This is a genomic window from Streptomyces sp. NPDC048504, from assembly GCF_043200035.1.
Lineage (GTDB): Bacteria > Actinomycetota > Actinomycetes > Streptomycetales > Streptomycetaceae > Streptomyces.
This window is the reverse complement of sequence record NZ_JBICXA010000004.1, coordinates 385,177-400,573: the sequence shown is the minus strand read 5'-3', so window position 1 is coordinate 400,573 and position 15,397 is coordinate 385,177. Positions and strand designations below refer to the sequence as shown.

At 70.7% G+C, this 15,397-nt stretch carries 14 protein-coding genes; 5 read left to right on the top strand and 9 right to left on the bottom strand.

Features of this window, described 5'->3' with window-relative positions; translation table 11 throughout:
• Nucleotides 1–136: 136 nt before the first annotated feature.
• The 4 genes from ACGFY9_RS12715 to ACGFY9_RS12700 form a co-directional block, all read right to left on the bottom strand.
• Nucleotides 137–856, bottom strand: a complete 720-nt coding sequence (locus ACGFY9_RS12715) for a lysophospholipid acyltransferase family protein (protein WP_393753726.1) — start codon at nucleotides 854–856, stop codon at nucleotides 137–139.
• A 204-nt stretch (nucleotides 857–1,060) separates the two neighbouring features.
• Nucleotides 1,061–2,935: a phospholipase C gene (locus ACGFY9_RS12710; RefSeq protein WP_393753725.1), complete on the bottom strand. Its 1,875-nt coding sequence runs from the start codon at nucleotides 2,933–2,935 to the stop codon at nucleotides 1,061–1,063.
• A 173-nt stretch (nucleotides 2,936–3,108) separates the two neighbouring features.
• Nucleotides 3,109–4,329 carry an iron uptake transporter deferrochelatase/peroxidase subunit gene (efeB, locus tag ACGFY9_RS12705; protein WP_393753724.1) on the bottom strand — a complete coding sequence of 407 codons (1,221 nt, stop codon included), beginning with the start codon at nucleotides 4,327–4,329 and terminating at the stop codon, nucleotides 3,109–3,111.
• Entirely contained in the window at nucleotides 4,326–5,612 is a 1,287-nt protein-coding gene (locus ACGFY9_RS12700) for an EfeM/EfeO family lipoprotein (RefSeq protein ID WP_393753723.1), read from the bottom strand. Before ACGFY9_RS12700 ends, efeB begins: the two co-directional genes overlap by 4 nt.
• Before the next feature lie 482 nt (nucleotides 5,613–6,094).
• On the opposite strand from ACGFY9_RS12700, the gene ACGFY9_RS12695 reads away from it, so the two are divergent.
• Nucleotides 6,095–6,331 carry a hypothetical protein gene (locus ACGFY9_RS12695; protein WP_393753722.1) on the top strand — a complete coding sequence of 79 codons (237 nt, stop codon included), beginning with the start codon at nucleotides 6,095–6,097 and terminating at the stop codon, nucleotides 6,329–6,331.
• Between the two features lie 207 nt (nucleotides 6,332–6,538).
• Here ACGFY9_RS12695 and rocD read toward each other — a convergent pair whose 3' ends face one another.
• The 3 genes from rocD to ACGFY9_RS12680 form a co-directional block, all read right to left on the bottom strand.
• Nucleotides 6,539–7,765 carry an ornithine--oxo-acid transaminase gene (gene rocD, locus ACGFY9_RS12690; protein ID WP_393753721.1) on the bottom strand — a complete coding sequence of 409 codons (1,227 nt, stop codon included), beginning with the start codon at nucleotides 7,763–7,765 and terminating at the stop codon, nucleotides 6,539–6,541.
• Complete coding sequence (ddaH, locus tag ACGFY9_RS12685) at nucleotides 7,762–8,574, bottom strand: dimethylargininase (RefSeq protein WP_393753720.1); 813 nt, start codon at nucleotides 8,572–8,574, stop codon at nucleotides 7,762–7,764. Before ddaH ends, rocD begins: the two co-directional genes overlap by 4 nt.
• A 123-nt stretch (nucleotides 8,575–8,697) precedes the next feature.
• Nucleotides 8,698–9,201, bottom strand: coding sequence for an Lrp/AsnC family transcriptional regulator (locus ACGFY9_RS12680; protein ID WP_393753719.1), 504 nt, complete (start codon nucleotides 9,199–9,201; stop codon nucleotides 8,698–8,700).
• A 77-nt stretch (nucleotides 9,202–9,278) separates the two neighbouring features.
• On the opposite strand from ACGFY9_RS12680, the gene ACGFY9_RS12675 reads away from it, so the two are divergent.
• The 4 genes from ACGFY9_RS12675 (at nucleotide 9,279) to ACGFY9_RS12660 (ending at nucleotide 13,372) form a co-directional block, all read left to right on the top strand.
• On the top strand, nucleotides 9,279–10,028 hold the full coding sequence (locus ACGFY9_RS12675) for a LytTR family DNA-binding domain-containing protein (RefSeq protein WP_266868669.1): 750 nt from the start codon (nucleotides 9,279–9,281) through the stop codon (nucleotides 10,026–10,028).
• Nucleotides 10,029–10,030: 2 nt separating this feature from the next.
• Complete coding sequence (locus ACGFY9_RS12670) at nucleotides 10,031–10,390, top strand: hypothetical protein (RefSeq protein ID WP_393753885.1); 360 nt, start codon at nucleotides 10,031–10,033, stop codon at nucleotides 10,388–10,390.
• Nucleotides 10,387–12,099, top strand: a complete 1,713-nt coding sequence (locus ACGFY9_RS12665) for a cation acetate symporter (RefSeq protein ID WP_393753718.1) — start codon at nucleotides 10,387–10,389, stop codon at nucleotides 12,097–12,099. The genes ACGFY9_RS12670 and ACGFY9_RS12665 overlap by 4 nt, the downstream gene beginning before the upstream one ends.
• A 67-nt stretch (nucleotides 12,100–12,166) precedes the next feature.
• Nucleotides 12,167–13,372 (top strand): sensor histidine kinase, encoded by a 1,206-nt coding sequence (locus ACGFY9_RS12660; RefSeq protein WP_393753717.1) that lies wholly within the window; start codon nucleotides 12,167–12,169, stop codon nucleotides 13,370–13,372.
• Nucleotides 13,373–13,378: 6 nt separating this feature from the next.
• Here the strand turns inward: ACGFY9_RS12660 and ACGFY9_RS12655 are convergent, their stop codons facing one another.
• Both ACGFY9_RS12655 and ACGFY9_RS12650 read right to left on the bottom strand, forming a co-directional pair.
• Complete coding sequence (locus ACGFY9_RS12655) at nucleotides 13,379–13,537, bottom strand: hypothetical protein (protein ID WP_019070924.1); 159 nt, start codon at nucleotides 13,535–13,537, stop codon at nucleotides 13,379–13,381.
• A 13-nt stretch (nucleotides 13,538–13,550) separates the two neighbouring features.
• Nucleotides 13,551–15,383 carry a septum formation family protein gene (locus ACGFY9_RS12650; protein WP_393753716.1) on the bottom strand — a complete coding sequence of 611 codons (1,833 nt, stop codon included), beginning with the start codon at nucleotides 15,381–15,383 and terminating at the stop codon, nucleotides 13,551–13,553.
• Nucleotides 15,384–15,397 lie beyond the last annotated feature (14 nt).

Below are 15,397 nucleotides of genomic sequence, written 5' to 3'. Positions count from 1 at the left end.
CACGCTCCCGCACTGACGACTCTCGGCCGAGCACGCGCCGACCTGGTTGGTGTTGGCTTTGTCGTCGCGGATCGCCACCTCGCCGACACCGCCCCCCCCCCCCCCTCACTCACGTCAATTCAGGGTTCTCGGGATCTCAACTCAGCGGCAGGCGCGGGAACTTGCGTTCCTTCGCCGCGGCCGCCTCCTCCGCCTTGGCGACGGCCGCGTACTGGTCGACGTACTCCTGCTCGGAGAGCATGAGGATCGCGTACATGATCTCGTCGGTGATGGCGCGCAGGATCGCCTTCTCGTTCTCCATGCCCTCGTAGCGGGAGAAGTCGAGGGGCTTGCCGAAGCGGATCGTCACGGGGTGGACCTTGGGGATGACCTTGCCGGGCGGCTGGGCCTCGAAGGTGCCGATCATCGCGCAGGGGATGACCGGGACTCGGGCCCGCAACGCCATGACCGCCACGCCGACCTTGCCCTTGTACAGACGGCCGTCGTGGGAGCGGGTGCCCTCGGGGTAGATGCCGAGCAGCTCGTCCTTGCTCAGTACGCCGAGGCCCTCGCGGATCGCGGCCTGGCCCGCCTCCTTGCCGGAGCGGTCGACCGGGATCTGGCCCGCGCTGCGGAAGAAGGTCGCGGTGAGGCGGCCGCGGATGCCGGGGCCGGTGAAGTACTCGGCCTTGGCGAGGAAGGTGATGCGGCGCTTGAGGACCGCCGGCATCAGGAAGTGGTCGGCGAACGAGAGGTGGTTGCCGGCGATGATCGCCGGGCCCTCCTCCGGTATGTGGTCCAGGCCCTCGATCCGGGGGCGGAAGACCAGTCTGAGCAAAGGCCCCAAAATGACGTATTTCAGGAGGTAGTAGAACAAGGGGGGTCGCTCCTCACTCCGGCGGGTCGGCTCGACCGACCTGTTCTCGCAGGTCACCCGGTACCTCGTGAGCTGCCAGTGTAGGGGCAGGCGCCCTCCCGTGGAACCGGGGCGATCAGGCCGACACCGGGCACGGCGAAGGGCGGCGAGGAGATCGTCCTCGCCGCCCTCGGTACGGGCCAACCGGCCCCGGTTCACGGGGACTTACAGGGCGGTACGCGTCCTCCGGCGGTACACGGCGAACGCCGTGGTCGCTCCCACCGCCGTCAGCAGACCGGCGCCGATCGCGACCGGCAGAGCCGTGGAGGAGTCGCTGCTGGCGGCGACGTTCTGCGCCTTCAGGTCCTGGACGTACGCCGGGTACGGGGCCTTCGTGGCCGTCGACGACGTCTGGGTGTAGTGCGGGATCCGCTTGACCGACTTCACCGAACCGTTCGAATTCAGCAGCACCTGCTTGTTGTTGGGGTGCCGGAAGTCGAACATGCCGCCCAGGGTGCCCGCCCGCTGGTCGAAGGACGCGTCACCGATCCGGCCGGTGTGCCAGTTGTCCTCGATGAACTGCGTGATCGACGCCTGCTCGGTCGCGGTGTGGTCGATCTTGTTGACCTTGCTGTACGGCGAGATGACCAGCAGCGGCTGCCGGGTACCGGGACCGCAGCGGTCCGCGTAGCCGCCCTTCGCGGCCGGACCGGCCTGGCAGGCCGGGCTGTCCGTGGCCTTGCCGTTGGAGCCGACGGTCGAGTCCTTCGAGCCGTTCAGGACCTTCGAGGAGACGTGGTCGTACCAGCCGTCGGAGTCGTCGTAGGCGAGCACGACCGCCGTCGACTTCCACTCGGGCGACTTCTGGAGAGCGTTGATCTCCTTGATCAGGAAGTTCTGCTCGTCGGTCGGGTCCGAGTAGCCGGCGTGCCCGTCCTGGTACTCGGCCGCCTTCAGGAAGCTCACCGCGGGAAGGTTGTTGGCCTTCAGCGCGGCGTCGAAGTCGGTCAGGTCGTAGTTGTGGTTCGCCCGGCCGTTGTGCCCGATCTCGGCGACCGACTTGGGCGCCAGGTGGTGCGGGTTGGACGTCGACTTGTAGTACTCGAACGGCGAGTGGTGCGGGCTGTAGTCCTCGGAGGCCGCGCCGCCGATGTTGGTGTGGGTGGTGCCGGCGCACTTTGCGTAGTCACCGCTCTTGCCGTCCCACGCGGTGCTGGGCCGGAAGCCGCCCTGGAACCAACCCCAGCTCACGTTCTTGGAGTTGAGCAGGTCACCGATGTTCTTGCCCTGCATCACCGCGAGCGCGCTGGTCGCGGTGTGGTCCTTGTCCGAGCAGTCGTCGAAGGCCGGGTCGGGGTCGTTGATGACCGTGCCGACACCCTTGGCGTTCGGGGAGACCACGGCGTACGAGTCCGGGGTCGACGTCTGCTTCGGGTTCTCGGTGCCGGAGGCCGGGTCGACGGAGATCACGCCGTGCGTCTGACCCGATATCAGGTTCAGCGCGCCGGGCGTCGAGGGGCCGTAGACCGAGCTGAAGGAGTGGTCGTTGAGGGCGTACTGCTGGGCGTAGTTCCACATGCCCGTGACGGTGTTGCCGTCGTAGTAGTCCATCACCAGACCCGGCTCACCGAAGAGGCCGGTGCACTTGTTGACCTCGGTGTTCTCGACGTACTTGTCGGCCTTGCCGCCGTCGGCCGCGTACTGCTCGGGGCCGTAGGAGTGGTTCTGGTCGCAGGTCATCGCCTGCGAACTGCTCAGCCGCGTGGGCGTGTAGAGGTTCGGGTTCTTCTTCAGCAGCCCGGCGTTGAGCAGGTTGTCGGCCTTCGGTGTGTGCGCCGCGGCCTTGAACTTGGTGCCGTCGGTGTTCGCGGCCTCGGGGTAGGTGGCGAAATAGTGGTCGAACGAGATGTTCTCGTCGTAGATCACGACCACGTGCTTGATCGGTGTCGAGGTGTGCGTGCTGCCCGAGGGCTGGTGGCCGTTCGAGGCCGCCGACGCGGGGACCACCCCGCCCGCGGTGGCCAGGGCCGCGGCGCCGAGCAGGGCGCCCACGCGCGTCAACCGGCGCCGTGCACCGGGGTTACTTCCTTTGCCGATCATGCTGTCTCGCCTTCCGGGAGCAGTGGTTCTGCTGCCACACCGTCCATGGCCGTGGCACCTACCGCCGTAGCCTGGGCAATGGTGACGGCGGGGCGGGGGAGCGGCAATGACGTGAGAGCGAACGCCCGGTCAGGAAATTCTCATGGTCTGTTGGCCTGTTCTTGACCCTGCTCTCAGGCCAGCAGGGTCCGCCCCAGCCAGTCGGACGCGTCCCGCACACCGGGCAGCGCGAAGAAGTACCCGCCGCCGTACGGCGAGATGTAGTCGACCAGCGGTTCACCGGCCAGCCGCTTCTGCACGGTCTCGAACTGCCGGGCCAGGTCCTGCTGGTAGCAGCAGAACAGCAGCCCCATGTCGAGATTGCCGTTGCCGTCCATGCCCCGGTCGTAGTTGTAGCCCCGCCGCAGAATGCGCTGATCGGCACTCTGTGTGGAGCGCGGGTTGGCGAGCCGGATGTGGCTGTCGAGCGGGATCACATCGCCCTGCGGGTCCTGCGCGAAGTTGGGCGTGTCCTTCTCGTGGTGCCCGTCCAGCGGGGCGCCGGTGTCCCGGGCACGGCCGAACATCCGCTCCTGCTCGGTGATGGAGACCCGGTCCCAGAACTCCACCAACATCCGTATCAGCCGTACGACCTGATAGCTGCCGCCGGTCGCCCAGTCCGGCTCGCCGCCACTACTGCCCACCCACACAAGGTCGTTCATCGCGCGGGCGTCGGTCACCTCGGGGTTGGAGATGCCGTCCTTGAAGCCGAGGTGGTTGCGCGGGGTGCCCGAGGGGCGCGGCGGACTGATGAACCCGTCCGTCCGCCACCGTACTTGGAGGCCACCGCGCGTGTGCCGGGTGACATCACGCAGCGCGTGCAGCACGGTGTCCGCGCTGTCCGCGCAGAACTGCACGCTCAGATCGCCGTGGCACCAGGCGGAGTTGAGATCGTCGTCGGGGAACGACGGCATCGCGGTCAGCCGGCGGGGCGTGAGCTTCGCGAGCCCGTAGCGGTCGTCGAACAGCGAGGCTCCGACGCCGACGGTGACGCTCAGCCGGTCCGCCGGTAGGTCCGGGCCGAGCGTGCCCGAGTCGGAGGGCGGGGCGGTGATGCCGAGGTCCTCGGGGCTGCCGCCGGTGGTGAGGAAGCGGGCCCGGTCGGTCAACGTCCGGAGTAGATCGGTGAGTTCGGCGCGATCGGCGGCCGTCGTGTCGAAGGAGACGAACGCCGTGGCGCGTTGCGCGGGGGTGACGATCCCGGCCTGATGGACCCCATGGAAGGGTACGGCCGCGGCTGGCGTCTGGACGGCCGCCGCGGCGGCACCACGATCGGCGGCCACCAGCCCGGCACCGGCCACGGCCGCCGCACTCGCCAGGAAACCCCGGCGGCCCACCTCGTATCCGCGCTTCACGCGGTCCTCCGTACGTCCGTGAGGGCGGCCACGTCGGCCAGCCGCTCGACCAGTCCACCGAGGTCGGCGTTGACCTTCTCCCTTTGCGGACGGGTGAGTCGGGCCAGCGGTGTCCACTTCCCGGAGTGGTCGAGGCCGTCCAGGGTGTGCTGGGTGCGGTCCATCCAGGTATCGAGTTCGGAGAACCCCGTGTCCCGCGTCTTCAACAGCGGGCGCAGATAACCGAGTAGCACGCGGGTGCCGTCGAGGTTGGCGCGGGCGGTGGCCAGGTTGGTGCCGCTGCCGTAGTCGGTGCGGCCGGTCAGCTCGAACTGCACGGTGTTCTCCAGGATCTCGTGCGCACGCAGCCCGGTGTCGGCCGGATCCATCCGCTGGGAGGGCCAGCTGCTCTCCAACGCGTGGACGTCCTTGGCGAGTTGATCGGCGGGCCCGCGCAGCCCGCTCGCCGACTCGCCGTGCCACAGCCCGTACTCGACCCGGTGGAACCCGGCGAACCCGGCGTCGCGCACCCCGCCCGCGAGCCCCGCCGTGGTGCCGTTGATCGCCCCGTCGGAGTCACCGAACGTGCCGTAGGCGGCGCCCATCCGCTCGTACACGAGATGAGCGGGCAGCCACGCTTTACGGGCGGCGGTGAGGTCACCGCGGTCGACGGCGGCACGCAACACATCGGTCTTCTGGGCGAGTTCGACGGTCCGGCCCTGAATCCACTTCTGGTAGGCCAGCGTTGGCGGGATGAGCTCCTGCTGCGTGATCGGCACGGCGGCCGGTCCGCTCTTCACCTTCGAGCCGGTGATCCGCACGGTGGGCCCGGTCACGGCGTCGGCGTCGTCGGGCAGACACTTGAAGGCGTACGACCCGTTCCCGAGGGTCACCCCGAGCGGCCGGACGGTCCCCGGCGCGAGTCCTTCGACCTCGCCGTACACCGCACCGGTCGTCGGATCGGTGAGGTAGACCTCGGCGGCGGTGCTGGACGTGTTGTGCAAATCGAAGACCTGATGCCCGGCCTGCGGATGCGTCCAGCCGCTGCCGCACCCAGCGGTCGCGACCTCGACGGTGGTGTGCGGGAGCCCGTCGGCGGCAGCGGTGGCCTTTCCGTCCGGGCCGGAGCCGCGGGCCGCGAGCACTCCGGCGACCACTGCCGCCACGGCGACCAGGGCACCGGCCGCGAGCAGCACGGTGCGGCGACGGGCGGTACGGGGCTCGGGCGTGGGCGAGGCCGGCTCCGAGGCGGGTACCGGACCAGGCTCGGCTTCGGCATCGGCGCCGCGCGCGGTTTCGGGCACGCCGGGCCTCCAGGGGGCAGTCGTACGAAAGGTGGCGGTACCAGCGATCTTATGAGGGCGCTACGGCCCCCACCGCGTCCCTTGACCCTGTTCTGACCGGAGGGCGGGCGAGAATTCGCCCGGGGTTCACCGGGCGGCCCGTGACGACCACGGTGCGGTGTGTGGGGGTGCACGGTGGGCTACGGCGGGGGCGCGGGGCGACACCGGTCGGAGTGTGGGGTGAGCGGCGTCCGCACCGGCGGCGCGGGGATGTCCGGTGGAGGCGGAAGAGGGTGCGATGCGGGCGCGGCCGAACCGGTTGCGCCGGGCGCGGGGCAACCGGCCGGCCCGGATTCAGGAACGTGGCGGAGTCGGCGCCCGGGAACAACCCGGGCCCGTTCGGCGCTGCTCCTGATACCTCGCCGGGTACTCAGAGAAGGGTCGTGAAGGAGATGAATCGGTCAGGGCAGGAGCCGCTCCCGCCGTCAGGTGAAGCACCGTTGGTGACCACCTGCGGCCGACAGGTCGCGGTGAAGCGACTGTTGCTGGCGATCCCGGAACGGCCGATCAGCCGGGTCACCCTGGACGTGGGCCCGGTCGTACGCGGCGAACCCGGGCTCTGGGCCTCCCTCACCGTTGCCGAGGCCCGCGACCTGGCCCGCCGCCTCCTCGCCCAGGCCGCCCTGGCCGACAGCGGCACCGGCACGGGTACTCCTGCGGAGGGCGCTGCGGGTAAATAACCGCTGCCGTACGGGGAGTTACTTGCGTACCTGCCAGTGGGCAAGTGGCAGCTGCTGTACGGGAGTTACGTGCCTCCTTACGGGTGGGCCGGACGGGTCTCCGTGCGTCGGGCCACCCCGGCCCCCACACCTCACCCTCTGCGGGCCTGGCTGGACCGGCCTCAGCCACCGTCCACCGATCCAGCCACCCCGACACCGCACGCAGGCTCACGCCCCCTGCGTCAGTACCCTCTCCAACGCGCCCACAGCCGACCGGAGTTCGTCCGCCGTGATGGTCAGCGGCGGTGCCAGCCGGATCGTCGAGCCGTGGGTGTCCTTGGCCAGCACGCCCTCGCGCATGAGGCGTTCGCTGATCTCGCGCCCCGTGCCGATCGCCGGGTCGACGTCGACGCCCGCCCAGAGGCCGCGGGCGCGGAAACCGACCACCCCCTTGCCGACCAGCTCGGTCAGGCCGTCGCGCAGGATCACGCCCAACTCCGTGGCCCTGCGCTGGAATTCGCCGGTCTCCAGCAGCTCGACGACCGCCGTGCCGACCGCCGCGGCGAGCGGGTTGCCGCCGAACGTCGACCCGTGCTCACCCGGGTGCAGTACCCCCAGCACCTCCCGGCGCGCGACGACCGCCGACACCGGCACGATCCCGCCGCCCAGCGCCTTGCCGAGCAGCAGGACGTCCGGGACGACACCCTCGTGCTCGACCGCGAGCGTGCGGCCCGTGCGGCCGAGCCCCGACTGGATCTCGTCCGCGATGAACAAGCAGCCCTTGCGGGTGGTGAGTTCACGCACACCGGCCAGATAGCCGGCGTCCGGGATGATCACCCCGGCCTCGCCCTGGATGGGCTCGATCAGCACCGCCGCCGTCGTCTCGTCGACCGCCGCCTCCAGCGCGGCGAGGTCGTTGTACGGCACGATCCGGAAGCCCGGCGTGAAGGGACCGAAGCCCGCCCGCGCCGTCTCGTCCGTGGAGAAGCTGACGATCGTCGTCGTACGGCCGTGGAAGTTCTCCGCCGCGACGACGATGGTCGCCCGGTCGGCGGGGACGCCCTTCACGTCGTAGGCCCATTTGCGGGCCACCTTGATGCCGCTCTCGACCGCCTCCGCGCCGGTGTTCATCGGCAGCACCATGTCGAGCCCGGTCAACTCCGCGAGCCGCTCGGCGAATTCGGCGAGCTTGTCGTTGTGGAAGGCGCGGGAGGTGAGCGTCAGCTGGTCGAGCTGGCGGTGGGCGGCCTCGATCAACACCGGGTTCCGGTGGCCGAAGTTGAGGGCCGAGTAGCCCGCGAGCATGTCGAGGTAGCGGCGGCCCTCGACGTCCTCCACCCAGGTGCCCTCGGCGCGGGCGACGACCACGGGCAGCGGGTGGTAGTTGTGCGCGAGGACCGGCTCCTCGGCGCGGATGAGGTCGGCGGACGTACGGGCACGGACGGGTGCGGTCATGAGCGGATCTCCTGGGTGCAGCACTTGATGCCGCCGCCGGCTTTGTGGAACTCCGACAGGTCGACGGGGACGGGGACGTAACCGTGGTCGGCGAGGCGCGAGGCGAGCGCCTCGGACCGGGGGGAGATGAAGACATGACGGCCGTCGGAGACCGAGTTCAGGCCGAACGTCATCGCGTCCTCGCGGGTCGCGAGCACCGCGTCCGGGTACAGCCGCGCGAGCACCTCGCGGCTGCCCGGCGAGAACGCCTCCGGGTAGTACGCGATGTTGTCGTCGTCCAGGACGAACAGCGCCGTGTCCAGGTGGTAGAAGTACGGGTCGACCAGCGTCAGGCTGATCACCGGGACGCCGAAGAACTCCTGCACCTCGCGATGGGCCTCGCGGGTCGTACGGAATCCGGTGCCGGCCAGGACGTAACGGCCGGTCGGGATCAGGTCGCCCTCGCCCTCGCTGACCGACTCGGGGCGGTGGACGTCGTAGCCCGCCGCCTTGAACCACATGTCGTAGTGGTCGGACTCGGGGCGCCGCTCGGGCGCGTGGAAGAGGGAGCCGAAGACGCGGCCGTCGACGACGACGGCCGAGTTCGCGGCGAAGACCATGTCCGGGAGACCGGCCACCGGCGCCACCGTGTCGACGGTGTGGCCGTGTGAGCGGTAGGTGTCGATCAGCGTCCGCCACTGCTCCTGGGCGAGATCGACGTCCACCTGGGTGTCGGGATGCATCCAGGGGTTGATCGCGTACTGCACGGCGAAGTGTCTGGGTTCGCAGACGAGAAAGCGCCGCCGGCGCCGCACACGGGTGTCGGGCACAGAGGGGTCCCTCCGCTTCCTGTGATGACGACTGGGGTTGACACCACGGTAGGAAGAGACCAATACGCGCGACAAGCGATGAAGGCTGCGTGTCCGCGCAGGAATGCTGCGTCTTTGACGGCGTCAGCGCAGGTCTGATGCGTCGTCCGGAGCGGGATGGGTCGCTCCCGCCTCCGGGCTTTCCGGGAGGAGGTGGGACAGCACCATCACACTGATCGTCTTCCGGATGAACGGCTCCTGCCGGATGCGCTCCAGCACCGCCTCGAAGTGGTCCACATCCGTCGCCCGCACATGCAGCAGCGCGTCCGCGCCACCGGTCACCGTCATCGCCGCGGTGATCTCCGGATGGTTGCGCACCACCTCGGCGAGCCGCCTGGGGGGCGCGGCGCCCTCGCAGTACACCTCCACGTACGCCTCCGTGCGCCAGCCGAGCGCGGACGGCTGCACCGTGGCCGTGAAACCGGTGATCACACCCGTCTCCCGCAGCCGGTCCACGCGCCGCTTCACCGCCGTCGCGGACAGCCCGATCGCCGCGCCGATCTCGGCGAAACTGGTCCTGGCGTTCGCCATCAACGCGGTGATGATCTTCCGGTCGAGATCGTCGAACGGAGTGGTCCTGCTGTTCATGTCCGCACTGTATCCAGCGTGAACGTCCACGCCCGGTACATGTCCAGCCGTACGAATTACTCCTACACTCCACCTTCATGCTGCGCGCCCTCGCCGTCGACGACGAACGCCCCTCGCTGGAGGAGTTGCTCTACCTGCTCAACGCCGATCCACGCATCGGCAGCGCGGAGGGCGCGGGCGACGCGACCGAGGCGCTGCGCCGTATCAACAGGGCCCTGGAATCAGGCCCGGACGGCCCGGAAGCCATCGACGTCGTGTTCCTCGACATCCAGATGCCCGGACTCGACGGGCTCGACATGGCACGGCTGTTGACCGGGTTCGCGCAGCCGCCGCTCGTCGTGTTCGTCACCGCGCACGAGGACTTCGCCGTACAGGCCTTCGATCTCAAGGCAGTTGACTACGTGCTGAAGCCCGTCCGCAAGGAACGGCTCGCCGAGGCGGTACGCCGGGCCGCCGAACTCGGCGGCTCCGCACCGCGGATACCCGTACACGAACCCGACCCCGACCACATCGCCGTCGAACTCGGCGGCGTCACCCGCTTCGTGGCCGTCGACGACATCACCCACGTGGAGGCCCAGGGCGACTACGCCCGCCTGCACACCGACAGGGGCAGCCACCTCGTCCGCATCCCGTTGTCCACCCTGGAGGACCGCTGGCGCGCCCGGGGCTTCGTCCGCATCCACCGCCGCCACCTCGTCGCCCTGCGCCACATCGGCGAACTCCGCCTGGACGCGGGGACGGTGAGTGTCCTGGTCGGCGGCGAGGAACTCCAGGTCAGCCGCCGCCACACCCGCGAACTGCGGGACCTGCTGATGCGGAGGTCATGACGATGCCTCAGGATCCCAGCGAGCGCAGGGTAGTTGTCACCGGCCCGCCCCGCCGCACCCGCCGCGCCTCCGGCTACTCCCGCCCCCGCACCGAGATCGACGAACAGACCACCCTCGGCCACACCTACGTCCGCTCCCTCATGCGCACCCAACTCCGTGCCGCCCTCACGGTGTTCGCGGTCCTCGTGCTCCTGGTCGGCCCCCTGCCCCTCGTCTTCGCGGCGACCCCGGACTCCCGCCGGCTCGAATGGCTGATCCTCGGCTTCTGTCTCTACGCCCCGCTCGTCCTCCTCGCCCTCTGGTACGTGCGCCGCGCCGAACGCAACGAACGCGACTTCGTGCGCCTCGTCGAGGACCGATGAACTCCAGCTATGCCGTACCGGCCGTCGCCCTCGTCGTCGTGGTCACGGTCCTCGTCGGCGCCTTCGGCCTGCGCATCTCCCGCACCACGTCCGACTTCTACGTCGCCTCCCGCACCGTCGGCCCCCGCCTCAACGCGGCCGCCATCAGCGGCGAATACCTCTCCGCGGCCTCGTTCCTGGGCATCGCCGGTCTGGTCCTCGTCCAGGGCCCCGACATGCTCTGGTACCCGGTCGGCTACACGGCCGGATACCTGGTGCTGCTGCTGTTCGTCGCCGCCCCCCTGCGCCGCTCCGGCGCCTACACCCTCCCCGACTTCGCCGAGGCCCGCCTCGCCTCGCACGCCGTACGACGCCTCGCGGGAGCCTTCGTCGTCGGGGTGGGCTGGCTGTACCTGCTGCCCCAACTCCAGGGAGCCGGCCTCACGTTGACCGTTCTCACGGGTGCTCCGGACTCGCTGGGCGGCCTGATTGTCGCAGTCGTGGTCGTCGCCACCGTCGCGGCCGGCGGCATGCGCAGCATCACCTTCGTGCAGGCCTTCCAGTACTGGCTGAAGCTCACCGCGCTGCTCGTCCCCGCCCTCTTCCTGATCCTCGCCTGGCAGAGCGACGGGGCACCCCGCCACGCCTTCGAGGAACCGGCAACGTTCCGTGAACAGCGGGCAGTTCGGGTCGACGAGACACTCGACCTCAGACTCGACCGCCCACTGACGGTCACGGTCACCGGCAAGGTCGACGGCCACACACACGACGCGGCGAAGCTCCAACTGCCCACCGGCACCCACCACATCGAGCGCGGCACCCGACTCACTTTCGCCAAGGGCGACCCCGTCCCTGTCGCCGACCGGGGCACTAACGGCGGCATGTCGACCTCCCTCGCCGCGAGCCGCGAGGAACGCCCGCTGTACGCGACGTACGGCCTCATCCTCGCCACCTTCCTCGGCACCATGGGCCTGCCGCACGTCGTCGTCCGCTTCTACACCAGCCCGCACGGAGTCGCCGCCCGCCGCACCACGGTCGCCGTCCTCGGCCTGATCGGCGCCTTCTACCTCCTCCCGCCCGTCTACGGCGCCCTCGGCCGCCTGTACACCCCCGAACTCACCATCACGGGCGACGCGGACGCGGCCGTCCTCCTGCTGCCCGACCGCATGATCGGCGGCGTCGGCGGCGACCTGCTCGGCGCACTGGTGGCGGGCGGCGCCTTCGCCGCGTTCCTGTCCACCGCGTCGGGACTGACCATGGCCGTCGCGGGCGTCCTCACCCAGGACGTCCTCCCGTCGCGCGGAGTACGGCACTTCAGGCTCGGCACGGTCCTCGCCATGGCCGTACCGCTGGTGGCGAGCGTCCTCGTCGGCGGGCTGCCCGTCGCCGACGCCGTGGGGCTCGCGTTCGCCGTGTCGGCGTCCTCCTTCTGCCCGTTGCTGGTCCTCGGCATCTGGTGGACGCGGCTCACCCCGCCCGGCGCGGCGGCCGGGATGCTGGTCGGCGGCGGGTCGGCGTTCGTCGCCGTGGCCGCGACCATGGCGGGCTTCCCCGGCACCGGGCCCCTGCACGCGCTGCTCGCCTGGCCCGCGCTCTGGTCGGTGCCGCTGGGGTTCCTCACCATGGTGCTGGTGTCCCTGGCCACGCCGGGCCGGGTGCCGACGGGAACGGCGGCGATCCTGGCGCGGTTCCATCTGCCGGAGGAGCTGCGGGCGGAGGTGAAGGCGTGACGACACCCACGGGCGGTCCTGGCGTCGCCGTGAGCGGATCGCCCAACTCCCTTACGGAGGTGGCCGCATGAGCGGATTCCTGGCCGGCCTCTGCGTCGCCGTACTTCCGCTGCTCGCCGCCGGGTTCTGGCTCGGGCGGCGCACCGCACGCCCCGAGAACCTCGGCGGGCTCGGCACCCCCGTTGAGCACGCCACCTTCCAGACCCTGCACACCGCGTCCCTCGCCGCGCCCCCGCTGCGCGCCGGCCTCACCGAGGAGACGGCCCGCCGCTCGGCCCGCAGACTGCGCACGCTGCTGGGCACCGACGCGCTGTGCCTCACCGACCAGAAGCAGGTCCTCGCCTGGGACGGCGTCGGCGACCATCACCGGACCGAGATCATGGAACGGCTCGCGGGCCCTCTGGAGACCGGCCGCGGCGAGGCGTTCCGGCTCACCTGCGACGCCCCCGACTGCCCGTTGCGCTGGGCGGTGGTCGCCCCGCTCACCGTCGACGACCGCGTCCACGGCGCGCTCGTCGCCTGCGCACCGCGCGAGTCCGCCGTCCTCGTCCGAGCCGCCGGAGAAGTGGCCCGCTGGGTCTCCGTACAGCTTGAGTTGGCGGATCTGGACCAGTCCCGCACCCGCCTGATCGAGGCCGAGATCAAGGCACTTCGGGCCCAGATCTCCCCGCACTTCATCTTCAACTCGCTCGCCGTGATCGCCTCGTTCGTCCGTACCGACCCCGAGCGCGCCCGCGAATTGCTCCTGGAATTCGCCGACTTCACCCGCTACTCGTTCCGCAGGCACGGCGACTTCACCACTCTCGCCGACGAACTCCACGCCATCGACCACTACTTGGCACTCGTCCGCGCCCGCTTCGGCGAGCGCCTCTCGGTCACCCTGCAGATCGCCCCCGAGGTACTGCCGGTCGCGCTCCCGTTCCTCTGCCTGCAGCCGCTCGTCGAGAACGCGGTCAAGCACGGCCTGGAGGGCAAGGCCGACAAGAGCCGCATCAGCATCACCGCGCAGGACGCGGGCGCCGAGGCACTCGTCGTCATCGAGGACGACGGCGCCGGCATGGACCCGGACCTGCTGCGCCGCATCCTCGCGGGCGAGGTCAGCCCCTCTGGCGGCATCGGCCTGTCCAACGTCGACGACCGGCTCCGCCAGGTCTACGGCGACGACTACGGCCTCGTGATCGAGACCGCCGTAGGAGCGGGCATGAAGATCACCGCCCGGCTGCCGAAGTACCAGCCGGGCGTGCACTCGGCGAGCCGCCGGAGTGAGGCGTAGCGGGCGTCAGGTGCTGCGCGTGGCCACCATCCCGAGGGTGATCAGCCCGAGCACGACCCAGCCGAACCACAGCCAGCCGTTACTGCCGAGCGCCACCGTGTAGGCCGTCACCACCACCAGACCGCCGACGGTGATCACCCCCATGGTCTTCGTGGAACCGGGCATCGCAACACCCTCCTCATGGTCCGTCCCCCTCCATGGTGCCCCCGTTCTGCCTCCGAACGGCGCACACGACGAAATGTGTGCCCGACTTCCACGGCCCCTGGCTGGTCCAGGAGGCCGCCTCGTAGACCGACGGATCGAAGCCGTAGTCGGCCGGCGGGACGTCCCGGGCACACGCCGCGTCCGATTCCGTACGGGCCCGGGCCAGCGTGACGCCCGCGCCCAACCGGGTGAATCCGAGCACTTCCTGGTCGTGCTTGCCGGTGCAGGAGACCAGGCTCGCGGCCCGGTCCGAGGGCACGTCCAGACAGTCCCGCCGCTGCATGGTCGAGGTGTCCGCGAACGCCGACCCGAGGGCGCGCCGGCTGCCGAGCGGCCCGTAGACCGGCCCGTGCGCACCCAGCACCAGACACGCGGTGCGATGCCCGGCGGCCTCGAAACCCGCGTCGGTCGGTACGACGGCGAAGCCCCGCACGTCCGCGAGCTTCTCCCGCATCTCCTGCGTCCGCTGCGCACACCGCTCCGCCCCGACCTTGCGCGCCTCGCCCGCGGACGCGGTGGAGACCGAGGCCATCACCTGACCGTCGGGCACCGAGTTCCGGCAGGTGGAGTCGGCGGCGAGCCGAGGCGTCCCCTGGAAGAGCTTCCCGCCCGGCCAGTCGGCGGTGACACAGTCGCCGTCCTTGAGCGGAGCGGAGAGCCCGACGGTATTGCCGTACGGCGGGCTGTCCTTGCCCGTGTCCGTGTGGTCGCCGGGTGGCTGGTGGGCCATGGCGTACCAGACGCCGCCCAGGGCGAGGGCGAGTCCGAGCAGGCCCGCGAGGACCGCCTGGCGGAGCCGGGGACGCGGGCGGCGGCGCCGGCCGGTGGGGGAGGAGGACGGAGCCGGCGGCCCCGGCGTGCAAGGCACCGCCTGCCCTTCCCAGGGGGACGGCGAGCCCAGGTCGGTCTGGGTCCGTGCGTACGCCTCCGCCTCCGTCTGTGGCGTCACGATCCGCGCCAGCTCCGCCTCGGCCTCCGCCGCCGGAATCCGCCGTAGCGGATCCTTCGCCAGCATCGCGTGCAGCACCGGGGCCAGCGCGCCCGCGCGGACCGGGGGAAGCGGGTCCTCCATGACCACCGCGCTGATCTCCGCGAGCGGGGTCTCGCGCACGAAGGGGCCGTGGCCCTCGACGGCGTGGTACAGCGTGCAGCCGAGCGAGAACAGGTCGGCCGCGGCGGTCGGCGGCCCGCCCGTGGCCCGTTCCGGCGCCAGATAGCCCGCCGTACCAACGAGCACGGACGTCAGCGTGTACCGCGTCTCCCCGGCGTCCGGCTGCACCGAGATGCCGTAGTCGGTGAGCAGGACGCGGGCGTACGGCGAACCGGTGCGGTCCGGCGCGAGCAGGATGTTCGCCGGTTTCACGTCCCGGTGCATGACGCCCCGCTGGTGCCCGGCGGTCAGCGCGTCGAGAACGGCGAGCCCGATGCGGGCGCACTCCGCGGGGGCCAGGGAGCCGTACCGGCCGACCATGTCGCGCAGGTCGACGGCGTCCGCCACGTACTCCATGACGATCCACGGCAGCCCCTCGTGCTCCAGCACGTCATGGACGGTCACCACATGTGGGTGCCCGCGCAGCCCCGCCGCGTTCCGCGCCTCGGCCCGGGCACGCGCGACCCGGGCCTCCCGCTCGGCGTCGGCGGAGGCCGGGTTGCTGAACACGATCTCCTTGAGCGCGACTTCACAGGCCAGCCGCTGGTCATGTGCGAGCCACACATGTCCCATCCCGCCACTGCCCAGCCGGTTCAGCAGGAGATAACGACCGGCGATGACCCGGCCCACTCCCGAGGTCTGCGATCCCTGTGCCATCCGGACTCCTCCTT